This window comes from Flavobacterium eburneipallidum (assembly GCF_027111355.2).
Lineage (GTDB): Bacteria > Bacteroidota > Bacteroidia > Flavobacteriales > Flavobacteriaceae > Flavobacterium > Flavobacterium eburneipallidum.
Map to the genome: position 1 here is coordinate 1,364,042 of NZ_CP114291.2, position 20,852 is coordinate 1,384,893.

Consider the following 20,852-nt stretch of genomic DNA (forward strand, 5'->3'; position numbering starts at 1 on the left):
CTTTTATTTTTGTTTGGTAATTAGGTTTACAGCATCGGATAATTCAGTCCAGGTGCCATTTAATTCTTTTAAAAAAGTGTGTCCAAGTTCGGTCAGTTCATAATATTTTCTTGGAGGTCCAGAAAGTGATTCTTCCCAACGGTAGTTGAGTAATCCATCGTTTTTCAATCGAGTCAGCAGCGGATAAACCGTTCCCTCTACGACCAATAACTTGGCGTTTTTCAAGGCGTCTAATATTTCCGAAGTGTAAGCCTCTTTGTCTTTTAATACAGATAAGATGCAAAACTCAAGAACACCTTTGCGCATTTGGGCTTTTGTGTTTTCAATGTTCATGATTTTTTTTTTTTTTTTTGATTGGATTAATCTATTCGTTTTTTGATTGATGATTATTTCAGAAATGGAATTGTCAATGGATATTGGTATCGTTCTCCGTTTGATGTTTTTATTGAAGCATGTATAATTAAAAGAAATTCAGTTACTTTCAATGCTGCCAAGAGTACTATTGCTACTATTGCTACAATCAAAATACCACTGCTATTTTCGATATTGAAATGATGGTTTCTAAAATTGTATTCATCGATGAGTGTTTCAAAAGGAACTGTATTTAAAACGGTGGCTATAAAAATCGGTATAGCAATCAATGCAAGAATTAATGTGTACAAAAAGTAACTCAACTGAAAGTTAATCACTTGTTTGCCATTGTAATCAATGAATTCCGATTGATCCTTTTTTGAAGTCCAAATTAATATCGGAAAAATAAAACCCCCAAAAGGGATAAAATATTGACTCAAGGCACTTAAATGAATGAAAGTGGCTAGATTTTTTTCGTTGGTAGTTTCCATAATTATAACGGTATAGTAATTTCTTATGCAAATATATGGCTAAAATAAAGTATCTTGTATTGCATAGTACTTAATATTAACAAAATATTAACAGTTATGATTTAGGTTAAAGATTTGTTTTTCAATCAGAAGAGCTTTGTTTTAAAGGGCTAATCAGGTTTTGATAAAATCAACAAGCTATCGTATGTAAAAGTTATTTTTTCAGTATTTTTACAAAGAGTAAAAAAATATACCATGAATATTTCAGTATCCAGTCTCAATAAATTCTTGTTTTTCAAATTACCATCCGCTTTTATTTGTGGGGTTAGGGTCAAAGAAATTGACGAAAATAAATGTGTTGTGACAGTCAAACACCGTTGGATGAACCAAAATCCGTTCAATTCTATGTATTTTGCTGTACAAGCTATGGCAGCTGAATTAACAACCGGAGCTTTGGTAATGAAGCACATTCAAAAAAGTGAAAAAGCTATCTCAATGCTAGTAATTAGTAACAAAAGTATATTTACCAAAAAAGCCACAGGAAGAATTACATTCGCTTGTAATGACGGGCTATTGGTCAATCAAGCTATTCAAAAAGCGATTGAAACTGGTAAAGGACAAACGTTTTGGATGAAATCTATCGGAACTAATGAAAATGGCGAACAAGTATCCGAAATGGATTTTGAGTGGAGTATTAGAATAAAGACAAAAGGATTGTAAAGGTAATTTTGACAATAAAAAAAAGCTTCGTTCCTTAAAACGAAGCTTTTTTTTTAATATAAGGTCGGTGAATTAATAATTATTTAAAAGCCTAGAAGCTAACCTTAAATTTATTTTTTAAAAATTAATCTAGAACATAACAATTACAAATATAGATAAACAAAATCATGATAGTCTTAAAATTATATTAATTTTTTTTCGAATTTCGGAAAAATGTATTTTTATTTCATTCAAGATTCAATTGTTTTTTTGGTTTTTAGACGTGACAATTTGACAATTTAGAAGTTTTGGCAGTACTTTTGCCATAAAGAGAAAAGAATATAAAAGATGTTTAAGAAATTTTTTAAAAATAACACAAAGATGACGACTGAAAATACTACAAATGACGAAATTGTGGATCAAGCTCCAATAGAAAACAACGAAATTGATGCTGATGCATTAGATGCAGGAATAGAAGAAAGAGTAGAAGAAATATCAAGAGAAGAACAATTGTCTCAAGATTTAGCTTCAGAAAAAGACAAGTTTTTGCGCTTATTTGCTGAATTTGAAAATTTCAAGAGAAGAACTGCCAAAGAGCGCATCGAATTATTCAAAACTGCCAATCAAGATGTATTGCAATCTTTGTTACCAATTTTAGATGATTTTGACAGAGCTTTGACAGAAATCAAAAAAACTGACGATAATGTTTTGATTCAAGGCGTTGAATTAATTCAAGAAAAATTGAAAGGTACTCTTGTTTCTAAAGGATTGTCAGAAGTAGAAGTAAAAGCAGGAGACGTTTTTGATGCTGATTTTGCCGAGGCAATCACTCAAATACCAATGCCTGATTTGAAAGGAAAAATTGTTGATGTTATCGAAAAAGGATACAAATTAGGAGATAAGATTATTCGTTTTCCTAAAGTTGTAATCGGACAATAAAACGACAAAAATGAAAAAAGATTTTTACGAAATACTAGGTATTACTAAAAGTGCTGATGCTGCAGCCATAAAAAAAGCCTACAGAAAGAAAGCACTAGAGTTTCACCCTGACAAAAATCCAGGTGATGCAACAGCCGAAGAAAATTTCAAACTAGCTGCCGAAGCGTATGAAGTTTTGAGCGACCCACAAAAGAAAGCCAAGTACGATCAATACGGTCATCAAGCATTTGATGGCAATGGTGGTTTTGGTGGCGGAGGTCATCATGGCGGTATGAATATGGATGACATATTCAGCCAATTTGGTGATATTTTTGGAGGTGGTTTCGGCGGAGGTTTTGGAGGCGGAGGCGGAGGTCCTCGTCGTGCCAAAGGAAGTAACCTGCGTATCAAAGTAAAGTTAACATTGGAAGAAATTGCCAATGGCGTTGAGAAAAAAGTAAAAGTAAAACGTAAGGTTCAAGCACCTGGCGTATTCTATAAAACTTGTTCTACCTGTAATGGTCAAGGGCAAGTAATGCGTGTGACTAATACTATTTTAGGGCGTATGCAATCAGCATCTACTTGTCCGACTTGTGGTGGTTCTGGTCAAATTTTAGACAAAAAACCATCCGAAGCCGATTCGCAAGGAATGATTCAAGAAGACGAAACCGTAACCATCAAAATTCCTGCGGGAGTAGTTGATGGGATGCAATTGAAAGTGTCTAACAAAGGAAATGACGCTCCAGGAAATAGCGTTCCAGGTGATTTAATCGTGGCTATCGAAGAAATCGAGCATGAATATCTGAAACGTGAAGGCGAAAATTTACATTATGATCTATACATCAGTTTTGCCGAAGCTGTTCTCGGAATTTCTAAAGATATCGAAGCGGTAAACGGAAAAGTAAGAATCAAACTCGAAGAAGGAATTCAATCAGGTAAAATTCTTCGATTGAAAGGCAAAGGAATTCCAAATATTAATAGCTACGGAACGGGTGATTTATTAGTACATGTGAATGTTTGGACACCAAAAACACTAAACAAAGAGCAAAAACAATTTTTTGAGAAAAATTTGGAAGATGATAATTTCGCTCCAAATCCAGAAAAAGGAGAAAAATCCTTTTTTGATAAAGTAAAAGATATGTTTTCGTAGAGACGATGTATCGCGTCTCTATCAAAAAATATCCCATCCTTGACAATCAGGGATGGGATTTTTTATTTTATTTAACGACTTATTCTCATGATTTACCTATTTTTACCAACCCAAAGTTCAACCAAATTGAACAGCAGCAATAAATCAAAAAAATAGTATGAGCAACTTACTTGAAGTAAAAAATGTAATCAAGAAATACGGCGATTATGTTGCGCTTAACGAAGTTTCACTAACCATCCCACAAGGCAGTATTTACGGACTTCTTGGTCCAAACGGAGCAGGGAAAACATCACTAATCCGAATCATAAATCAAATTACGATGCCCGATAGTGGCGAAATTATTTTTGATGGCGAAAAATTAAGTCCAAAGCACATTCAGCATATTGGTTATTTGCCCGAAGAACGTGGTTTGTATAAAACGATGAAAGTAGGCGAACAATGTTTGTATCTGGCTCAAATGAAAGGACTTTCTAAAGCCGAAGCCAAAAAACAACTAGAATATTGGTTCGAAAGATTAGGAATTCAGGGTTGGTGGAACAAGAAAATTCAAGAACTTTCTAAAGGAATGGCACAAAAAGTACAGTTTGTAGTTTGCGTGTTGCACAAACCTAAATTGTTGATTTTTGACGAACCGTTCTCTGGTTTTGATCCTGTGAATGCCAATGTCATCAAAGACGAAATATTAGAATTACAAAAACAAGGTTCTACCATCATTTTCTCTACACACCGAATGGAAAGCGTAGAAGAATTATGCGATAATATTGCTTTAATTCACAAATCGAATAAATTGATTGAGGGCAAATTAGACGATGTAAAACGCCAATTCAGAACTAATAGTTTTGAAGTGGGTATTTTATCCGATAATGTCGAAGGTTTGATGTATGATATTACTCAAAAATTCAAAGCAGGACAAACTAATTTCAAATCGCTCAACAACGAACTGAAACTCGAAATTCAACTCGGAAATGGAACTCCAAATGAATTGCTTAATATTTTGGTTCAAAGAGGACAAGTGACACATTTCGTAGAAAAAATTCCGAGTGTTAACGATATTTTTATACAAACAGTAAGTCAATAAATTTAGATTTAAGATTTTAGAATGTAGATTAGAAAAATCTAGTAACTAAAAATCTAAAATCATAATTCTACAATCTAAAATTTTAAAATGAGTATAATTTCATTAATAATAAAAAGAGAATTTGTCTCCAAGGTGCGCAACAAATCCTTCATTGTAATGACTTTTTTGAGTCCATTGCTTTTTGTCGGAATTGCTGTTTTTGTAACCTATTTAAGTACGATGAAATCCGATCCCAAATGGATTGCCATTCATGATGAAACAGGTTTGTTTGTCAACGAATTCAAAGCATTGAATTCAAAAAATAGTGAATATGTCTATCAGGATTTATCTTTGATTGATGTTCAGTTTTTAAAAGACAGTATCACTAAAGAAAGTTACGAAGGCTTGCTTTATATTCCTAAAGTAGCCAATGATAAGGAGTTAGAAAACAAAATTCAATTCATTTCTAACGAAAGTCCGAGCGTTTCTTTTGTTGAAAATATACAAGATATCATTGCTCAAAAATTAACCAAAGACAATTTAGAAAAGGCAAAACTCGATACTTTGGCGATTCAAAATGCTCAAGCCAAAGTGAATATTAGTCAGGTAAAAGCATCTGGAGAGCAGAGTATAAAAGGACTTAATGAAATGAAAATTGCCATTGGAGGTGCTTTTGGTTATCTCATTATGATGTTTATTATCATTTATGGTAATATGGTCATGCGAAGTGTTATAGAAGAAAAAACCAATCGCATTGTCGAAATAATTATTTCATCCGTAAAACCATTCCAGTTGATGATGGGGAAAATTATCGGAACTTCATTGGCGGGATTATTACAATTCTGCATTTGGGCAATTCTGGGGCTCACTTTGCTATTTGCAGCATCCGCATTTTTAGGAATTGATGCCAGTCCATCAGCAAAACTCCCGACTGGAATGATGAATTCTCCTCTTCAAGGATTTGCATTAAATGCCCAAACCGTCATCATAGGATTACAAAGTTTGCCTGTAGCCACTATTCTGTTAAGTTTTGCAGTTTATTTCATCGGTGGATTCTTCTTGTACAGTTCATTTTACGCCTCCATCGGAGCTGCCGTAGATAGCGAGACCGATTCTCAACAGTTTCTTTTACCTATCATTATGCCATTAATTTTGGCAGTTTATATCGGTTTTTTTACAGTAATAAACGATCCTCATGGAACAATTGCTACCGTATTTTCGATGGTGCCGCTCACTTCGCCAATCGTGATGCTGATGCGAATTCCGTTTGGCGTACCTTGGTGGCAAATTGCTATTTCTATTACCATACTTTTTGCAAGTTTTATTTTAGTAGTTTGGTTTGCGTCCAAAATATATCGAGTGGGAATATTGATGTATGGCAAAAAACCAACTTGGAAAGAAATGTATAAATGGTTAAAGTATTAAATTCCAAAAAATAAATTCCAAATTCCAATTGTTGGAATTTAGAACTTTTAAAATTTGAAAATCACGAAAAATGAGTAAAATATTAATCATAGAAGACGAAGCCGCTATTCGAAGAGTATTGACAAAAATACTTTCTGAAGAAAGTGATACGTATAGTGTAGAAGATGCCGAAGACGGAATTCAAGGATTAGAGAAAATAAAAAACAACGACTACGACCTCGTTTTGTGCGACATCAAAATGCCAAAAATGGACGGAGTTGAGGTTCTAGAAGCGGTCAAAAAAATAAAACCCGAAATCCCGATGGTCATGATTTCTGGTCACGGCGATATGGAAACGGCGATTCAAACTATGCGTTTGGGCGCTTTTGATTACATCTCGAAACCGCCAGATTTAAACCGATTGTTGAATACAGTTCGAAACGCTTTGGACAGAAAACAACTCGTGGTGGAGAATAAAATTTTGAAGAAAAAAGTCAGTAAGAACTATGAAATGATTGGCGAAAGCGAACCCATCAATCGCATTAAAATGATGATTGAAAAAGTAGCCGAAACCGAAGCCAGAGTTTTAATCACAGGACCCAACGGAACTGGAAAAGAATTAGTGGCACATCAATTACACGAAAAAAGTCAAAGAGCAAGTTTTCCGTTAATCGAAGTGAATTGTGCAGCCATTCCAAGTGAATTGATAGAAAGCGAATTGTTTGGTCACGTCAAAGGTGCTTTTACATCGGCGGTGAAAGATCGCGCAGGAAAGTTTGAAGCGGCTGATAAAGGAACTATTTTCTTGGACGAAATTGGCGATATGAGTCTTTCGGCTCAAGCCAAAGTATTACGAGCCTTACAAGAAAATATGATTACTCGTGTTGGAGCGGACAAAGACATCAAGGTTGATGTTCGAGTGATTGCAGCAACCAATAAAGACCTGAAAAAAGAAATTGCCGAAGGTCGTTTCCGTGAGGATTTGTATCATCGATTGGCGGTTATTTTGATTAGCGTTCCGTCGTTAAACGATAGAAGAGATGATATTCCGTTATTGATTTCTCATTTTACCGAAAAAATTGCGTCTGAACAAGGAAATGCAGTCAAACATTTTTCGGCAACAGCCGTGAAATTATTACAAGAATACGACTGGACAGGAAATATTCGTGAATTACGAAATGTTGTAGAACGCTTGATTATCTTGGGCGGAAACGAAATTTCAGAAACCGATGTACAACTGTTTGCTAGTAAATAAACTGTTGTAGGTTATAAGTTGTAAGTTTCTCAAACCTATAACTTATAACCTACAACCTACAACTTTAAAAATGAAACTAAAAAAAATAAACGAAAACCTTCAAGAAAATCTTATTGAAAATGGTTTGACCGAAGCCAATGAAATGCAAAAAGAAACCTTTTCGACTCTGAAAAGTGGAGCTGATTGTATTATCATTGCGCCAAACGGAAGCGGAAAAACAACTACAATTGTCTTGAATGTTATTCAGAAATTGGCTGGAGTCAACGAAGAATCGCCACGTGCTTTAATTTTTGTAGAAGACAAAACTAAAGTACTAGAAATGGTAGCACTCTTTGAAAAGTATGCCAAAAATTCAGGTTTGGAGGTTTATGGCGTTCACGAAAAAGGGGATATGGATTATGATAAAAATTATATTTCCACAGGAATTGATGTTTTGATTGGAACCCCAACGAAATTAAACGATATGTTCAGTTCAGCTGGATATAATGTGAACCGCTTGAAAATGTTCATTGTTGATGATGCAGATGCTATTTTGAAGTTGCGTCATGAAACTAAAATCATGCGTATTTCTGATAGTATTACCAAAACACAGCGTATTATTTTCTCGGAAGTATTTACAGAAAGAATCGAAATTTTGGCAGACAAAATGCTGTTAGAACCTTTCGAATTTGATTTTGAGGATTACGATGAAGATGATTTAGAAGAGCAAGAGATTGAAGAAGTAGCAGATTTTGATGAGGACGAAGACAATCTTGAAGAAGAGTAGATTTTTATTTAACCAATTTTAAAAACAAACAATAGTATGGGATTAATGAAAGTGTTTTCGGGAAGTGAGATTTTAGCTTTGGCTTTACAGGAAAAAATTGAAGCAGTAGGAGTAGATACCGTTTTAAAGGATAATATTCAATCGGCTAGATTGGCTGGTTTTGGTTCTTCTGGACAAGCAGTTGAATTGTTTATTCAGGAAACTGATTTTGCAAAAGCTAATCCTGTTATTGAGGAGTTTCGATTGAGTATTTAACAGTTCGGTAATTATGCTATGCTGATTAGTTGATTCTTGTTCAGTAGAATAAAAAATAAAAGTATGAACGAGAATTTGTATATTTGTACAACAGATAAAAAAGGTATTATGGATTTATCAGCTAGAAAATATAGTTTTATACAGGAGATTTTCAAGGTAGAAGAAGATACTTTTGAAAAATTGGAAAAAATTTTGAAAAAAGATAAACTAGATAAAATTGGAGTTCCCACAGAGCATAAAGATGAATTAGATAAACGTTTAGAAGCTTATAGAAAAAATCCTCAAGACTTGTTAGATTGGGATGATGTAAAGAAAAATTGGTAATGGATTATAAATTAAAATTGCTGCCAATTGTTTATCAAGATTTAAGAAAAGCCAAAAAAAGGTATTTAGGAATAAATACAGTATTAGGCGAGGATTTTAAGTTGAAAGTAAACGAAGAGTTGGATTACATTCAAAAGTATCCGAAACATTACCAGAAAAGATACAAGGAATTAAGACAAGCAATAGTTGCAAGATTTCCTTATACTATTTATTATTTAATCGAAGAGGAATTTAGAATAGTTGTAGTTGTTGGGATTTTAGCGCAAAAGCAAAGTTTTGATAGAATTAAAAAACGACTGGAAAAATAGAAAATGACCGCTTCGCAAGAGCGGTTTTTTTAATAAAATTAAAAAAACAAACAATGAAATATAAAATGTTAGTAGTCGATATGGACGACACTTTGTTGAACGACGACCACCAAATTTCAAATGAAAATAAGGAAATGCTTTTGAAAGCACAGGAAATGGGCGTTTACGTCATTTTGGCTTCGGGCAGACCGACATCAGCAATGATTGAATACGCCAAAGCTTTGCAATGCGATGTTAATAATTCCTTCATGATTTCATACAATGGTTCTACGATTACGGATTTGAAAGAAGATAAAGTACTCTTTGAACATTCCTTGACTAAAGAACAAATTCATTCCATTTATGATTTTAGCAAGGAAAACAATACGCATATCATTACTTATTTAGACGGAAAAATTATCAGCGAAACGAGTTCAGAATATATCGATGTTGAAAGTACCATCACAGGTTTAGAGCACGTAATTGTTCCTAGTTTCAAAGATGCAGTGACTACTTCGGCAGTAAAATGCTTGTTGCTCGAAGAACCAAGTTATCTTAAAACGGTTGAACCAGTACTAAAAAATGCTATGCCCGATTTGAGTGTTTGTATGTCGAAACCCTTTTTCTTGGAAGCCGCACCAAACGGTGTTGACAAAGGTGCTGCAATACAAATTCTGTCTGAAAAACTTAATATTCATCAATCTGAAATTATCGCTGTTGGAAATGCAGGAAACGATTTAACGATGGTACAATATGCAGGATTAGGCGTTTGGGTAGATAATGTCGATGCCGAATTAAGAGAATTTGGCGATGTTATCGTAGCCTCTAATAATGATCACGGAGTTGCCGAAGTGGTGAGGAGATTTATTTTGGAGTAATTGGTTGTTAAGGATATAAATTCAGAGTGTTTAATAATTTGGATTTAATTTCTTCCTGTAAACTTTTTGGCTCCAGAACTTTTATTTCTGAACCCATTGAGAGTAATTCCATAACGAAATCATAAGTTGGACTCATAAATAATTCGATTATACATTCGGTTTCATTTTCGGAAACAACTTTTTGTGAATGATGCAAAGGCAATGATTTTATATAATTAGCTTGATTGTGAGATAGCCAAAGTTTGATTTTTTCAGGTTTTGTTCCATCGGTAATTATTCCAAAGGAGTATTTGAATTTTACATCTGGATTGAAGTCTTTTGGATAGTCGAATTTTTTGCGAGTAATTTCCAAATCAGAAATTCGCTCTAAACCAAAAGTTTTGTAAACTTTATCTTTAGGATCCTGGACTACTAAATACCAACGATTGCGAGCCTCTTTCAATGCTAGAGGAAAAACCAAACGTGTTTGCTTTTCGTTGTCTTTCCAGAATTTTTCGTGTGTAAATCTTATTTCCAATTGATTTTTGATGGCGTGTAGTAAACCGTGCATGTTATCAGTGCCAAAATGTTTTCTTTTTTCAATGATAATATGATTAGAAACAGAATCTGAAATACTCAATGCGTTAAAAATCTGAAAGGATTCTATTAATCGGTCTGTTTTTACTTCATCTGCATCTTGTTTTATTTCATATACATTTTGCGAACGATTGTATTCGATATCGATTTTATAGATTTCTCTAATTTCGTTTACATCACGCTCAAAAGTACGCTTGGAAATCACATAATTCTCTTCATCATCAATTGAATGTTTTTCCAAATAATCTTGTAAATCTTTGAACGAACAAGGATTAGAACGTAATTTATTGATAATTAAATGATGACGTTTGATGAATTGTTTTTTAGACATATCTATTAGGATTGCTTTTTTTGATTACTGCGTTGTTGTAATTCTTTTGTCGCTATTAATTTTTTCATATCTCCTTCTGAAATTTTAATGACTCTAGTTTTGATTTTATATTCCTCGATAGCTTTAGAAGCCCAACTACTTCCTTTGAAAGCTTTTTCTATGTTTTCATCTATGAATATAAGCATCTTAACACAATCACAATCCAAAAGTTTTTCTGCATAAACCATTTTAAAGCAATCAGTAATAATTTTTTTCTTTTGGGCAGAATTAATCTTATCAATTCCTGCGTAAATTTCTCCAATTATTTTTTTCTCTTCATTATAGAAATCAAATTCAAATTTAACCTCTTTAATGATAGTTATTTTTTTTTGTGAAGTGAAATTTCCTTCTGCTGTAATTTTCTCTATAATTAGTTTTTCAATTTCTCTTTGTGTACTAGAATCCGCTCCAATTTGTTTTTCCATTTTTTATATTATTTAGTTGTTATTGATTAAATATTTAGCAGTAATCTCCCAATTCGGGAATTTTTCAGAACCAAAATGAATGTGCGTCCCTGAAAAATTTTCTACACCGTTGCAAATACGGTCGTCAATTAGATATTCTCCGATATTTAAATCTTTTCTGTGTGTAAGAATGAGTCTTTTGGAAGCCATTTCTCCAAAATGTTTTTCAATCCAAATCCTTTTTCCCGTAAATGAATGAGGTGCACTCCACATAGGGGTTGATAAAAAATAGATGTCAAATTTTTCAAACAATTGCGAAACGGTTTCAATCGCTGAATCTATTGGTGGAATTTGATGGAAGAATTCTTCATTTGCCTCACAAATTACATCAACTTTATTGTTTCTAATTGTTGCCTGATTGGAGTCATTTTCGTGATTCATTTTGTTTATTTCCGAATCATAATATTCCAATGCTTTGTCAAAGTCAGCAACAACGCCATCCATATCAATATATAAAATCTTCTTTTTCATTTTTTTAATTCTGTTTTTCAAAAATACGGTTTAACTACGTCGAATTGTGTCGTGATTGAAATTAATTTCCAAAACCTACAGCTCTTCTTATTTTTGGTTGATAATTGGTGTCAATTTCAAAATTGAAAATGTCTGTTAATACTAATGGATTAGCGATTTCGATATGATGTCCTAAATTTTTCAAAAGAGCATTAGATTTTTCAACCGTGAGAGGTTTGAAATCATAAATACAAGTCAAACGTCCTTTGCGAAGTAAGGCTTTGTCTATGTTTTTTAAATCAGTATTAAAAGTCGCAATGATTTGAATACCCAAACTTTCGCCCAATAAGCCATCAGTCAAATTTAACAAAAAGGAAAGTTTGGAATTATGATGATTATCTCTTGAAAGTATCAATTCTTCTGCGTCTTCTATCACCAAAACACAATTTTGATTGTCTAATAAAAATTCTGTTAATGACATATCATCTAAATTACTAGCCATTTTAGGCGATAAGAATATAACCCTCTTATTCTGTTGATGGATTAGGTATTTTATGTAGGTACTTTTTCCTGTTCCAGGTAAACCGTGAAATAAATACAAACCTTTTGTTTTTGATTTTTTTAAGTTTTTGACAATCAATTGATGTGTTTTTTTAAAATCATCATTGTAATGTAAGTCAAAATTTAATTTCGGTTTTTTGATTTCAATACTTTTTGTGGTAAGTCCTTTAGCATTATTTATTATTAAACTAATTTGAGTTGTTTTTTTAGGTCTAGTTCTAAATTGTAACAATTGGTTTTGTAATTCTTGCGCTTCCCTTTCTTGTTCAATACCAAATAAGATATAGGCACTTTTATTATACAGATTGATTACAATTCCGTTTTTTAAAATTAAAAAATGATCGCTATAAAAATTCTTTCTTTTATCAAATTCATAAGTTTGAGAATAATGTTGTAATTGAATTTTATTTTGCCATTCAGTTAAAATCCATTTTCTCATTTCTGTAATTTCTATGAATCTAATTGATTTAATATTTGGTATTTTGCCAAAATAAGCATTGTAAAGACGAAGTTGGTTGATGTAATTGTTTCCTGATTCATATAGATCAAAAGAATTATTCATCAATTTTAATTCTTTGTTTACTTCTGTTTGGTTCTGATTTTCCATTATTGTTTGTTTTTAATATTTGAGACAAACTTATTTTATGATAACGTCAAACCACGACGCAGTTCGATAAATAATTACTTGGTTTTCAAATTGCCCAATTCCTTATTTAATCTATCTTTGCAGCTTTCAAAAAAATCGCTAATCGGTTAACCAATTAACCGATTAATCAAATAAACTATAAAATGATTACAGTTAACGATATCTCCGTTCAATTTGGTGGAACTACTTTATTTAGCGATGTTTCTTTTGCTATTAATGAGAATGACAAAATTGCCCTTATGGGTAAAAATGGTGCAGGAAAATCAACGCTTTTGAAAATTATTTCGGGTCAAAGCAAACCTTCAACAGGAAATATTTCGGCACCAAAAGAAGCCGTAATCGCTTATTTGCCACAGCATTTGTTGACTACAGATGGTGCAACGGTAATGGAAGAAGCGTCTAAAGCTTTTGGAGAAATCTTTAGTATGAAAGCCGAAATTGATGAAATCAACGAGCAATTGACTATTCGTACCGATTATGAAAGTGATGCTTACATGAAATTAATCGAAAGAGTTTCAGACTTGAGCGAGAAATTCTATGCCATCGAAGAGGTCAATTACGAAGCCGAAGTAGAAAAAATATTAACTGGTTTGGGTTTTGAACGGGAAGATTTCAATCGTCAAACTTCCGAGTTTTCAGGAGGATGGAGAATGCGAATTGAATTGGCGAAAATCCTTTTGCAAAAACCAGATTTGATTTTGCTGGATGAGCCGACGAACCACATGGATATTGAAAGTATTCAATGGTTAGAAGACTTTTTAATTAATTCTGCCAAAGCGGTTGTGGTAATTTCCCACGATAGAGCTTTTGTTGATAATATTACCAATCGTACTATTGAGGTGACCATGGGACGAATTTATGACTACAAAGCAAAGTATTCTCATTATTTAGAATTGAGAAAAGACAGAAGAATTCATCAGCAAAAAGCCTACGACGAGCAACAAAAATTTATTGCAGATAATCAAGCATTTATTGATAGATTTCGTGGAACTTTTTCGAAAACAGATGCGGTTCAATCGCGCGTAAAAATGTTGGAAAAATTGGTTATTGTCGAGGTTGATGAGGTTGATACTTCAGCATTGCGATTGAAATTTCCACCAGCAGCTCGTTCGGGACAATATCCTGTGATTGTAAAAGAAATGTCCAAATCCTATGGCGACCATGTGGTTTTTAAAGATGCTAATATCGTAATTGAAAGAGGGCAGAAAGTAGCTTTTGTTGGGAAAAACGGAGAAGGGAAATCGACAATGATAAAAGCCATTATGAAAGAAATTGGCGTTGATTCGGGTTCGGTTGAAGTTGGTCATAATTCACAAATTGGGTATTTTGCTCAAAATCAGGCGGCTTTGTTGGATGAAAACGCTACGATTTTCGAAACTATAGACGGAATTGCTGTGGGTGATGTGAGAACTCAAATCAAAAATATTCTAGGAGCCTTCATGTTTCACGGTGATGATATTACCAAGAAAGTAAAAGTACTTTCAGGTGGAGAAAAAACACGTTTGGCGATGATAAAATTATTGTTGGAACCCGTAAATTTATTGATTCTCGATGAGCCTTCGAACCACTTGGATATGAAAACCAAAGACATTATCAAAGACGCTTTACGTGATTTTGATGGAACATTAATTCTAGTTTCGCATGATAGAGATTTCTTGGATGGATTGGCTACCAAAGTTTTCGAATTTGGAAATAAACGTGTAAAAGAACATTTTGAAGATATTTCGGGTTTCTTGGCACACAAGAAAATGGAGAATTTAAGAGAGATTGAAAAGTAGTGTTGAAGTAACTTTTCAATTTTAGGTTAAGATAGAACGGCATTCGCATTTAAAAAATTTCACACGAATTCCACAAATTTGCACGAAGAGTAAACTTTAAAAATTTCACAAAATCATAATAACGCTTAAAATTAGTGATAATTAAACTTTAGCAATCTTTAATTCGTGAAAATTCGTGAAATTCGTGTCTACTGGTTTTAAAAGCGAATGCCCTGTTAAGATGGCAAACATAAAATGATTTTGAATAACAATTTGTAAGATGACTAAAATCCCAGTTTATTTCATGCCTGGATTAGCAGCAAATGCTAGCATTTTCGAACGAATTATTCTTTCAGAGACTCATTTTGAAAAGGTTTTTTTAGAATGGGAAATTCCTTTAGAGAACGAAACCTTATCGGAATATGCCAAACGGATTTCACAGAAAATCCATCATCCCAATCCTGTTTTGATTGGTGTTTCTTTTGGTGGAATTTTGGTTCAGGAAATGGCGCGATTTGTTGATGTTCGAAAAGTAATCATTATTTCGAGTGTCAAGAGTAATTTGGAATTTCCTAGAAGAATGAAATTAGCTAAAGCAATCAAAGCCTATAGAATGTTTCCAACGAATTGGGTTTCTAATTTTGAAAATTGGATTAAAACTATCTTTGGTTCAAAAGCAGATCGGCAAATTCAATTGTATCAAAAATTTCTTTCTGTTCGGGACAAACGTTATTTAGATTGGGCGATGAGGGAAGTGATATTGTGGGATAGAGTAGTTGCTGATGAAAATATAATTCATATTCACGGCGATGCTGATGCTGTGTTTCCTATAAAATATATTTCAAATTGTATTACTGTCAAAGGCGGAACACATATCATGATTTTGAGCAAGTACAAATGGTTGAACGAAAATTTACCCCGAATTATTTTAGAATAAAAAAGCGATTAGAATTTGTCTAATCGCTTTTTTTAACTTTTCTAGTGATGAATTATATTTTCTTCATTTGCTCTTTCATCAATTTGATTTGATCTGCTAGCATATTTTGTTTGTCTAATCTTTTGGCTTCGTTCAATAAATTAGTAGCTTCTAATTTGCGTCTGCGAGTCATGGCAACTCCAGCAAGATTCAATTTGGCAACAGCCAAATCCATATCCATTGATAATCCCAACTCAATTGCTTTCTTGAAATATTTCTCCGATTGATTGATATTGGTTTGCGAAAGCATAATTCCGTGCAGGTAATTAAAGTAACCTTGTTGCTTTTTTACCAAGGCAGTTTCTGGATTTTTGATGTAAGCCAACCATTTTTTGGCGCCTTCAAAATCTTGTTTTCTTAATTTTAAGAATGCTAACAAGATAAATTCATTTTTGTAGTAAAGAAAAATCGGAATAGCAGACAATATAATAAGGAAGATTCCATTGCCAGTTTCATTGTCTATAATTTGGTAAATACCAGCAATTATTAATAGTCCAGCAAGAATGAGTTTGATGATTTTAGGAAACATAGTGTGTCTTTTTTGAGATAGCAAAGATAGGAAAAGGAATTAAAAAAAAAATTATAAAACCACTTGTCAGAAATAAAAGTCTTTGTATATTTGCACTCGGTTTTGGAATAAGCAAATTCAAAACATCCAAAGACATATAAATACATTTTTTAAAGATACAAAGCAATGAGCAAAAGAACGTTTCAACCATCGAAAAGAAAAAGAAGAAATAAGCACGGATTTATGGACAGAATGGCTTCTGCAAATGGAAGAAAAGTTCTAGCCCGTCGTAGAGCAAAAGGAAGACACAAATTGACTGTTTCTAGCGAACCTAGACACAAAAAATAATGTTTTTATAAAACAAAATATTAGCCGTTACTATTTTTTAGTAACGGCTTTTTTTAAACCTTATCATTAAAAAGGTTTTAAGTTTCAGGTTTCAGGTTGCTCAACTAACTTGAAACCTGAAACTTGAAACTAAAAAACAGAAAATATGCCAAAAGACAACTCCATAAAATCGGTTTTAATAATAGGTTCAGGTCCAATCGTAATTGGTCAGGCTTGCGAATTTGATTACGCAGGTTCTCAATCAGCACGTTCTATCCGTGAAGAAGGAATTGAGGTGATTTTGATCAACTCAAATCCAGCAACGATTATGACCGACCCATCTATGGCGGATCATATTTATTTGAAACCATTAACTACCAAATCGATCATTGAAATCCTGAAAGAACATCCACAAATTGATGCGGTTTTACCAACAATGGGTGGGCAAACGGCTTTGAACTTGTGTTTAGAAGCAGATGAAAAAGGAATTTGGCAAGATTTCGGAGTGAGAATGATTGGTGTTGATGTAAATGCTATCAACATTACTGAAGATAGAGAGCAGTTCAAACAGCTTTTGGCGAAAATAAATGTTCCTACTGCACCTGCTAAAACAGCTACTTCTTTCTTGGAGGGTAAAGAAATTGCACAGGAATTTGGTTTTCCATTAGTGATTCGCCCTTCGTTTACTTTGGGTGGAACGGGAGCAGCTTTTGTACATACCAAAGAAGAATTTGACGAAAAACTAACCTACGGATTGGAAATGTCACCGATTCACGAAGTTTTGATTGACAAAGCTTTGATAGGTTGGAAAGAGTACGAATTGGAATTGTTGAGAGATAAAAACGACAATGTTGTGATTATCTGTTCGATTGAAAATATGGATCCAATGGGAATTCATACTGGAGATTCGATAACAGTTGCACCAGCGATGACTTTGTCTGACACGACTTTCCAAAAATTGCGTGATATGGCGATTTTGATGATGCGCAGCATCGGAAATTTTGCTGGAGGTTGTAACGTGCAATTCGCGGTTTCACCAGATGAAAAAGAAGATATCGTTGCGATTGAAATCAATCCTCGTGTATCTCGTTCATCAGCTTTGGCATCAAAAGCAACAGGTTATCCAATTGCAAAAATTGCTTCTAAACTGGCTTTAGGATACAATTTAGATGAATTACAAAATCAAATTACAAAATCAACATCCGCTTTGTTCGAGCCGACTTTGGATTATGTAATTGTAAAAATACCACGTTGGAACTTCGATAAATTTGAAGGAGCTGACAGGACTTTAGGTCTTCAAATGAAATCTGTTGGTGAAGTAATGGGAATTGGACGTTCGTTCCAAGAAGCCTTGCACAAAGCCACTCAATCATTGGAAATTAAAAGAAATGGACTGGGAGCTGACGGAAAAGGATATACTAACTACGAGCAAATTATAGAGAAATTGACTTTTGCAAGTTGGGATCGTGTTTTCGTGATTTATGATGCTATTGCGATGGGAATTCCATTGAGCCGCATTCATGAAATCACTAAAATCGATATGTGGTTCTTGAAACAATACGAGGAACTTTATACTTTAGAAAAAGAAATTTCAAATTATACTGTAGAAACCTTACCAAGAGAATTGCTGCTTGAAGCGAAACAAAAAGGTTTTGCCGACAGACAAATTGCTCACATGATGAATGCTAAAGAAAGTGAAGTACATACTTTGCGTTCTACAATGAACATCAACCGTGTGTTCAAATTAGTTGATACTTGTGCTGCGGAATTTACAGCAAAAACACCTTATTACTATTCTACTTTCGAAGCTGAAATCGAAAAAGCTAACGGTGAGCGTTTTGTTCACAACGAAAGTATCGTTACCGATAAAAAGAAAATCGTAGTTCTAGGTTCAGGACCAAACCGAATCGGACAAGGAATTGAATTTGATTATTCTTGTGTTCACGGAGTTTTGGCAGCCAAAGAATGTGGTTATGAAACGATAATGATTAACTGTAATCCAGAAACGGTTTCAACTGATTTTGACACAGCTGATAAATTGTATTTCGAACCAGTTTTCTGGGAACATATTTATGACATCATTCAACACGAAAAACCAGAAGGTGTAATCGTGCAATTAGGAGGACAAACTGCTTTGAAATTGGCTGAAAAGTTGTCTAAATACGGAATAAAAATCATAGGGACTAGTTTTGATGCTTTGGATTTAGCTGAAGACAGAGGACGTTTCTCTGATTTATTGACAGAATTACACATTCCTTTCCCGAAATTCGGAATCGCTGAAACGGCAGATGAAGCTTCTGCTTTGGCGGATACTTTAGATTTTCCTTTATTGATTCGTCCTTCTTATGTATTGGGTGGTCAGGGAATGAAAATCGTAATCAACAAAAAAGAATTGGAAGAACACGTTATCAATTTATTGAAATCGATTCCAGGGAATAAATTGTTGTTAGACCATTATTTGGCTGGAGCAATCGAAGCAGAAGCAGATGCGATTTGTGATGCTGATGGAAATGTTTATATCATCGGAATTATGGAGCATATCGAACCTTGTGGAGTTCACTCGGGAGATTCTAATGCAACTTTGCCACCGTTCAACTTGGGTGAATTTGTGATGCAACAAATCAAAGACCATACTGAAAAAATTGCGAGAGCATTGAAAACGGTTGGTTTAATCAACATTCAGTTTGCGATAAAAGACGATACGGTTTATATTATCGAAGCCAATCCTAGAGCTTCTCGTACGGTTCCGTTTATTGCGAAAGCTTACGGAGAACCTTATGTGAACTATGCTACAAAAGTAATGTTGGGCGAAAAGAAAGTAACTGATTTTGATTTCAATCCACAATTAAAAGGATATGCCATCAAGCAACCAGTTTTCTCTTTTAGTAAGTTCCAAAATGTGAACAAAGCATTAGGACCAGAGATGAAATCAACAGGAGAAAGCATCTTGTTTATTGACGACTTGAAAGACGACCAGTTCTACGAATTGTATTCTAGAAGAAAAATGTATTTGAGTAAATAAGCTTGAGTTTATATATTGAAAAAGTCCCGTTTGGGGCTTTTTTTGTTTTATTCGGGTGCATTAAATAATGTCTTTATTTTTTCAATTCAATTTCTCCTTTGAATTCTTTCATTTCAGTGTAAACGGTTATGGTTAAAATTCGCCACTCTAGTTTACCTAAAACATTGTAGCTGTATTTGTTGTTATTCAATTTTGAAAGGCTTACATTGGTTGTTTCCCAATCTGTACCGCTAATAAATCCATCTCTTTGGACACTTGCATTTATTGCTTTCTTTTCAATGGTGTTTTCAGTAAATAGAATTGACATTTCAATAGCTGTCATTAAATTATCTTCTAATGACTTGTCTGTATGATAGACATTTCTATTACTATTAGGATTTTCTATCTTTTCGGTTTCTTCTTCTAAATTGAAGTTTTTAAATCCTGTATTTTCTTTATTGGTTTTTCCCATAAAAGACAAAAGACCCAAAACAAAAACTAGAGCCGCTAATCCTCCTAAATTTTCACGAATTATTTTGGTTGCTTTAAAGCAAATAATTATAAAATAAATTAAGATAGCAATGTTTAGTATTCCCCAGATTAGTTCTAGCATCTGATTTTTTTATGAGGTTTAGATTGGATTGAACCCATCAAATTTTGATAACTCCATAGTGTTGACGGTATGTAATCGGTTTCAGCTTGTCCGCTGTCAAGGATTTAACACGAGTTTCATTGTTCGTGCTGCGCACGCAACGAAACTCTAGCTGTTTGTGCGTAGTTTTTATAATTCATTTTTTCTGTAAAATAAAACTTATTATGTTTTTAACTTCAATTATTAACTTTTACTTTTAGGTTGAACATTAATTTCAGTTGGGGATTTTTAGATTTAATGTATTCAAATAATGATATTTTATCTTTTTCTTCATTTAATTCTCCAGTAACATAAATTATATTTTCATTTTCTGAATGTCCTCCAATGTAAACGTTTTCAAATTTTTCATTAGACCTAAATTCAGCATAAAAATTTTGTACCCAATCATTAATATAAATAGTACTTTTTCCTTTACTTGTAATTTTCCATACTAAGTCTGATTTAATTTCAGAAATTTCCTCTTTGAATTCTTTTATCACAGATTTTGAAATATTCTGTTTATTATCATCAATTATTTTCGCTATTAATTTTATACTTTTCTTACTATATATTTTTTGGCAAATTGTTTTTAAATCCTCAGATGATATAGTTGGAAAATCTGCTTTTAGTTTATCGATTAAAAATTCAGATATTTCATTTTTGATAAGCAAAGTACTCCATTTTTCCATTTCCTAACAGTTTTTTTATATTCTATCTAACGTTTTTTTTTTAATAGTCATCCAAATTTTCACTTTCTTCTGTTAGTCGAAG

The 20,852-nt window shown here is 33.3% G+C and carries 24 protein-coding genes; 15 read left to right on the forward strand and 9 right to left on the reverse strand.

Annotated features, from left to right (window positions below):
• Positions 1-3: 3 nt before the first annotated feature.
• Positions 4-333 carry a PadR family transcriptional regulator gene (locus OZP15_RS05605; RefSeq protein WP_269227488.1) on the reverse strand — a complete coding sequence of 110 codons (330 nt, stop codon included), beginning with the start codon at positions 331-333 and terminating at the stop codon, positions 4-6.
• A 53-nt stretch (positions 334-386) separates the two neighbouring features.
• On the reverse strand, positions 387-842 hold the full coding sequence (locus OZP15_RS05610) for a DUF4870 domain-containing protein (RefSeq protein WP_269227489.1): 456 nt from the start codon (positions 840-842) through the stop codon (positions 387-389).
• A 234-nt stretch (positions 843-1,076) separates the two neighbouring features.
• Between OZP15_RS05610 and OZP15_RS05615 the strand changes: the two genes are divergently transcribed.
• The 11 genes from OZP15_RS05615 (at position 1,077) to OZP15_RS05665 (ending at position 9,814) form a co-directional block, all read left to right on the forward strand.
• Positions 1,077-1,541: a DUF4442 domain-containing protein gene (locus OZP15_RS05615; RefSeq protein WP_269227490.1), complete on the forward strand. Its 465-nt coding sequence runs from the start codon at positions 1,077-1,079 to the stop codon at positions 1,539-1,541.
• Between the two features lie 360 nt (positions 1,542-1,901).
• Positions 1,902-2,459 (forward strand): nucleotide exchange factor GrpE, encoded by a 558-nt coding sequence (locus OZP15_RS05620; protein WP_432419385.1) that lies wholly within the window; start codon positions 1,902-1,904, stop codon positions 2,457-2,459.
• Positions 2,460-2,469: 10 nt separating this feature from the next.
• Positions 2,470-3,588, forward strand: a complete 1,119-nt coding sequence (gene dnaJ, locus OZP15_RS05625; protein WP_281337238.1) for a molecular chaperone DnaJ — start codon at positions 2,470-2,472, stop codon at positions 3,586-3,588.
• Between the two features lie 157 nt (positions 3,589-3,745).
• On the forward strand, positions 3,746-4,666 hold the full coding sequence (locus OZP15_RS05630) for an ABC transporter ATP-binding protein (RefSeq protein WP_269227491.1): 921 nt from the start codon (positions 3,746-3,748) through the stop codon (positions 4,664-4,666).
• An 87-nt stretch (positions 4,667-4,753) separates the two neighbouring features.
• Positions 4,754-6,070: an ABC transporter permease gene (locus tag OZP15_RS05635; RefSeq protein ID WP_281337239.1), complete on the forward strand. Its 1,317-nt coding sequence runs from the start codon at positions 4,754-4,756 to the stop codon at positions 6,068-6,070.
• Between the two features lie 70 nt (positions 6,071-6,140).
• The gene (locus tag OZP15_RS05640; protein ID WP_281337240.1) at positions 6,141-7,304 is read left to right on the forward strand and encodes a sigma-54-dependent transcriptional regulator; all 1,164 of its coding nucleotides are present in this window, start codon (positions 6,141-6,143) and stop codon (positions 7,302-7,304) included.
• A gap of 70 nt (positions 7,305-7,374) precedes the next feature.
• Positions 7,375-8,070 carry a DEAD/DEAH box helicase gene (locus OZP15_RS05645; RefSeq protein WP_269227492.1) on the forward strand — a complete coding sequence of 232 codons (696 nt, stop codon included), beginning with the start codon at positions 7,375-7,377 and terminating at the stop codon, positions 8,068-8,070.
• 36 nt (positions 8,071-8,106) lie between these two features.
• On the forward strand, positions 8,107-8,325 hold the full coding sequence (locus OZP15_RS05650) for a putative signal transducing protein (RefSeq protein WP_269227493.1): 219 nt from the start codon (positions 8,107-8,109) through the stop codon (positions 8,323-8,325).
• 63 nt (positions 8,326-8,388) lie between these two features.
• Positions 8,389-8,649: an addiction module protein gene (locus tag OZP15_RS05655; RefSeq protein ID WP_269227494.1), complete on the forward strand. Its 261-nt coding sequence runs from the start codon at positions 8,389-8,391 to the stop codon at positions 8,647-8,649.
• Positions 8,649-8,957: a type II toxin-antitoxin system RelE/ParE family toxin gene (locus tag OZP15_RS05660; protein ID WP_269227495.1), complete on the forward strand. Its 309-nt coding sequence runs from the start codon at positions 8,649-8,651 to the stop codon at positions 8,955-8,957. The genes OZP15_RS05655 and OZP15_RS05660 overlap by 1 nt, the downstream gene beginning before the upstream one ends.
• Before the next feature lie 53 nt (positions 8,958-9,010).
• Positions 9,011-9,814, forward strand: coding sequence for a Cof-type HAD-IIB family hydrolase (locus OZP15_RS05665; protein WP_281337241.1), 804 nt, complete (start codon positions 9,011-9,013; stop codon positions 9,812-9,814).
• 7 nt (positions 9,815-9,821) lie between these two features.
• Here OZP15_RS05665 and OZP15_RS05670 read toward each other — a convergent pair whose 3' ends face one another.
• The 4 genes from OZP15_RS05670 to OZP15_RS05685 form a co-directional block, all read right to left on the reverse strand.
• Positions 9,822-10,721, reverse strand: a complete 900-nt coding sequence (locus tag OZP15_RS05670; protein ID WP_269227498.1) for a helix-turn-helix transcriptional regulator — start codon at positions 10,719-10,721, stop codon at positions 9,822-9,824.
• Positions 10,722-10,726: 5 nt separating this feature from the next.
• On the reverse strand, positions 10,727-11,185 hold the full coding sequence (locus OZP15_RS05675; protein WP_281337242.1) for a hypothetical protein: 459 nt from the start codon (positions 11,183-11,185) through the stop codon (positions 10,727-10,729).
• Between the two features lie 12 nt (positions 11,186-11,197).
• The gene (locus OZP15_RS05680) at positions 11,198-11,695 is read right to left on the reverse strand and encodes a 5' nucleotidase, NT5C type (RefSeq protein ID WP_281337243.1); all 498 of its coding nucleotides are present in this window, start codon (positions 11,693-11,695) and stop codon (positions 11,198-11,200) included.
• A 61-nt stretch (positions 11,696-11,756) separates the two neighbouring features.
• Positions 11,757-12,842, reverse strand: a complete 1,086-nt coding sequence (locus OZP15_RS05685; protein WP_281337244.1) for an AAA family ATPase — start codon at positions 12,840-12,842, stop codon at positions 11,757-11,759.
• A gap of 182 nt (positions 12,843-13,024) precedes the next feature.
• On the opposite strand from OZP15_RS05685, the gene abc-f reads away from it, so the two are divergent.
• Together abc-f and OZP15_RS05695 are read left to right on the forward strand one after the other, a co-directional pair.
• Complete coding sequence (abc-f, locus tag OZP15_RS05690) at positions 13,025-14,659, forward strand: ribosomal protection-like ABC-F family protein (RefSeq protein WP_269227503.1); 1,635 nt, start codon at positions 13,025-13,027, stop codon at positions 14,657-14,659.
• A gap of 259 nt (positions 14,660-14,918) precedes the next feature.
• Positions 14,919-15,575 carry an alpha/beta hydrolase gene (locus OZP15_RS05695; RefSeq protein ID WP_269227504.1) on the forward strand — a complete coding sequence of 219 codons (657 nt, stop codon included), beginning with the start codon at positions 14,919-14,921 and terminating at the stop codon, positions 15,573-15,575.
• Positions 15,576-15,627: 52 nt separating this feature from the next.
• Here the strand turns inward: OZP15_RS05695 and OZP15_RS05700 are convergent, their stop codons facing one another.
• A complete protein-coding gene (locus OZP15_RS05700) occupies positions 15,628-16,143 on the reverse strand; it encodes a DUF2892 domain-containing protein (protein ID WP_269227505.1) in 516 nt (171 codons plus the stop codon).
• A gap of 165 nt (positions 16,144-16,308) precedes the next feature.
• On the opposite strand from OZP15_RS05700, the gene rpmH reads away from it, so the two are divergent.
• A complete protein-coding gene (rpmH, locus tag OZP15_RS05705) occupies positions 16,309-16,470 on the forward strand; it encodes a 50S ribosomal protein L34 (protein WP_008464848.1) in 162 nt (53 codons plus the stop codon).
• A gap of 145 nt (positions 16,471-16,615) precedes the next feature.
• Positions 16,616-19,471, forward strand: a complete 2,856-nt coding sequence (gene carB, locus OZP15_RS05710) for a carbamoyl-phosphate synthase large subunit (protein WP_269227506.1) — start codon at positions 16,616-16,618, stop codon at positions 19,469-19,471.
• A 73-nt stretch (positions 19,472-19,544) separates the two neighbouring features.
• On the opposite strand, the gene OZP15_RS05715 is transcribed toward carB, so the two are convergent.
• Positions 19,545-20,063, reverse strand: a complete 519-nt coding sequence (locus OZP15_RS05715) for a hypothetical protein (protein ID WP_269227507.1) — start codon at positions 20,061-20,063, stop codon at positions 19,545-19,547.
• A gap of 215 nt (positions 20,064-20,278) precedes the next feature.
• The gene (locus OZP15_RS05720; RefSeq protein ID WP_281337245.1) at positions 20,279-20,770 is read right to left on the reverse strand and encodes a hypothetical protein; all 492 of its coding nucleotides are present in this window, start codon (positions 20,768-20,770) and stop codon (positions 20,279-20,281) included.
• Between the last annotated feature and the right edge of the window lie 82 nt (positions 20,771-20,852).

Coding starts and splice junctions, on each gene's coding strand:
- OZP15_RS05605 (WP_269227488.1), bottom strand. CDS start 333: ATGAACATTGAAAACACAAAAGCCCAAATGCGCAAAGGTGTTCTTGAG.
- OZP15_RS05610 (WP_269227489.1), bottom strand. CDS start 842: ATGGAAACTACCAACGAAAAAAATCTAGCCACTTTCATTCATTTAAGT.
- OZP15_RS05615 (WP_269227490.1), top strand. CDS start 1,077: ATGAATATTTCAGTATCCAGTCTCAATAAATTCTTGTTTTTCAAATTA.
- OZP15_RS05620 (WP_432419385.1), top strand. CDS start 1,902: ATGACGACTGAAAATACTACAAATGACGAAATTGTGGATCAAGCTCCA.
- dnaJ (WP_281337238.1), top strand. CDS start 2,470: ATGAAAAAAGATTTTTACGAAATACTAGGTATTACTAAAAGTGCTGAT.
- OZP15_RS05630 (WP_269227491.1), top strand. CDS start 3,746: ATGAGCAACTTACTTGAAGTAAAAAATGTAATCAAGAAATACGGCGAT.
- OZP15_RS05635 (WP_281337239.1), top strand. CDS start 4,754: ATGAGTATAATTTCATTAATAATAAAAAGAGAATTTGTCTCCAAGGTG.
- OZP15_RS05640 (WP_281337240.1), top strand. CDS start 6,141: ATGAGTAAAATATTAATCATAGAAGACGAAGCCGCTATTCGAAGAGTA.
- OZP15_RS05645 (WP_269227492.1), top strand. CDS start 7,375: ATGAAACTAAAAAAAATAAACGAAAACCTTCAAGAAAATCTTATTGAA.
- OZP15_RS05650 (WP_269227493.1), top strand. CDS start 8,107: ATGGGATTAATGAAAGTGTTTTCGGGAAGTGAGATTTTAGCTTTGGCT.
- OZP15_RS05655 (WP_269227494.1), top strand. CDS start 8,389: ATGAACGAGAATTTGTATATTTGTACAACAGATAAAAAAGGTATTATG.
- OZP15_RS05660 (WP_269227495.1), top strand. CDS start 8,649: ATGGATTATAAATTAAAATTGCTGCCAATTGTTTATCAAGATTTAAGA.
- OZP15_RS05665 (WP_281337241.1), top strand. CDS start 9,011: ATGAAATATAAAATGTTAGTAGTCGATATGGACGACACTTTGTTGAAC.
- OZP15_RS05670 (WP_269227498.1), bottom strand. CDS start 10,721: ATGTCTAAAAAACAATTCATCAAACGTCATCATTTAATTATCAATAAA.
- OZP15_RS05675 (WP_281337242.1), bottom strand. CDS start 11,185: ATGGAAAAACAAATTGGAGCGGATTCTAGTACACAAAGAGAAATTGAA.
- OZP15_RS05680 (WP_281337243.1), bottom strand. CDS start 11,695: ATGAAAAAGAAGATTTTATATATTGATATGGATGGCGTTGTTGCTGAC.
- OZP15_RS05685 (WP_281337244.1), bottom strand. CDS start 12,842: ATGGAAAATCAGAACCAAACAGAAGTAAACAAAGAATTAAAATTGATG.
- abc-f (WP_269227503.1), top strand. CDS start 13,025: ATGATTACAGTTAACGATATCTCCGTTCAATTTGGTGGAACTACTTTA.
- OZP15_RS05695 (WP_269227504.1), top strand. CDS start 14,919: ATGACTAAAATCCCAGTTTATTTCATGCCTGGATTAGCAGCAAATGCT.
- OZP15_RS05700 (WP_269227505.1), bottom strand. CDS start 16,143: ATGTTTCCTAAAATCATCAAACTCATTCTTGCTGGACTATTAATAATT.
- rpmH (WP_008464848.1), top strand. CDS start 16,309: ATGAGCAAAAGAACGTTTCAACCATCGAAAAGAAAAAGAAGAAATAAG.
- carB (WP_269227506.1), top strand. CDS start 16,616: ATGCCAAAAGACAACTCCATAAAATCGGTTTTAATAATAGGTTCAGGT.
- OZP15_RS05715 (WP_269227507.1), bottom strand. CDS start 20,063: ATGCTAGAACTAATCTGGGGAATACTAAACATTGCTATCTTAATTTAT.
- OZP15_RS05720 (WP_281337245.1), bottom strand. CDS start 20,770: ATGGAAAAATGGAGTACTTTGCTTATCAAAAATGAAATATCTGAATTT.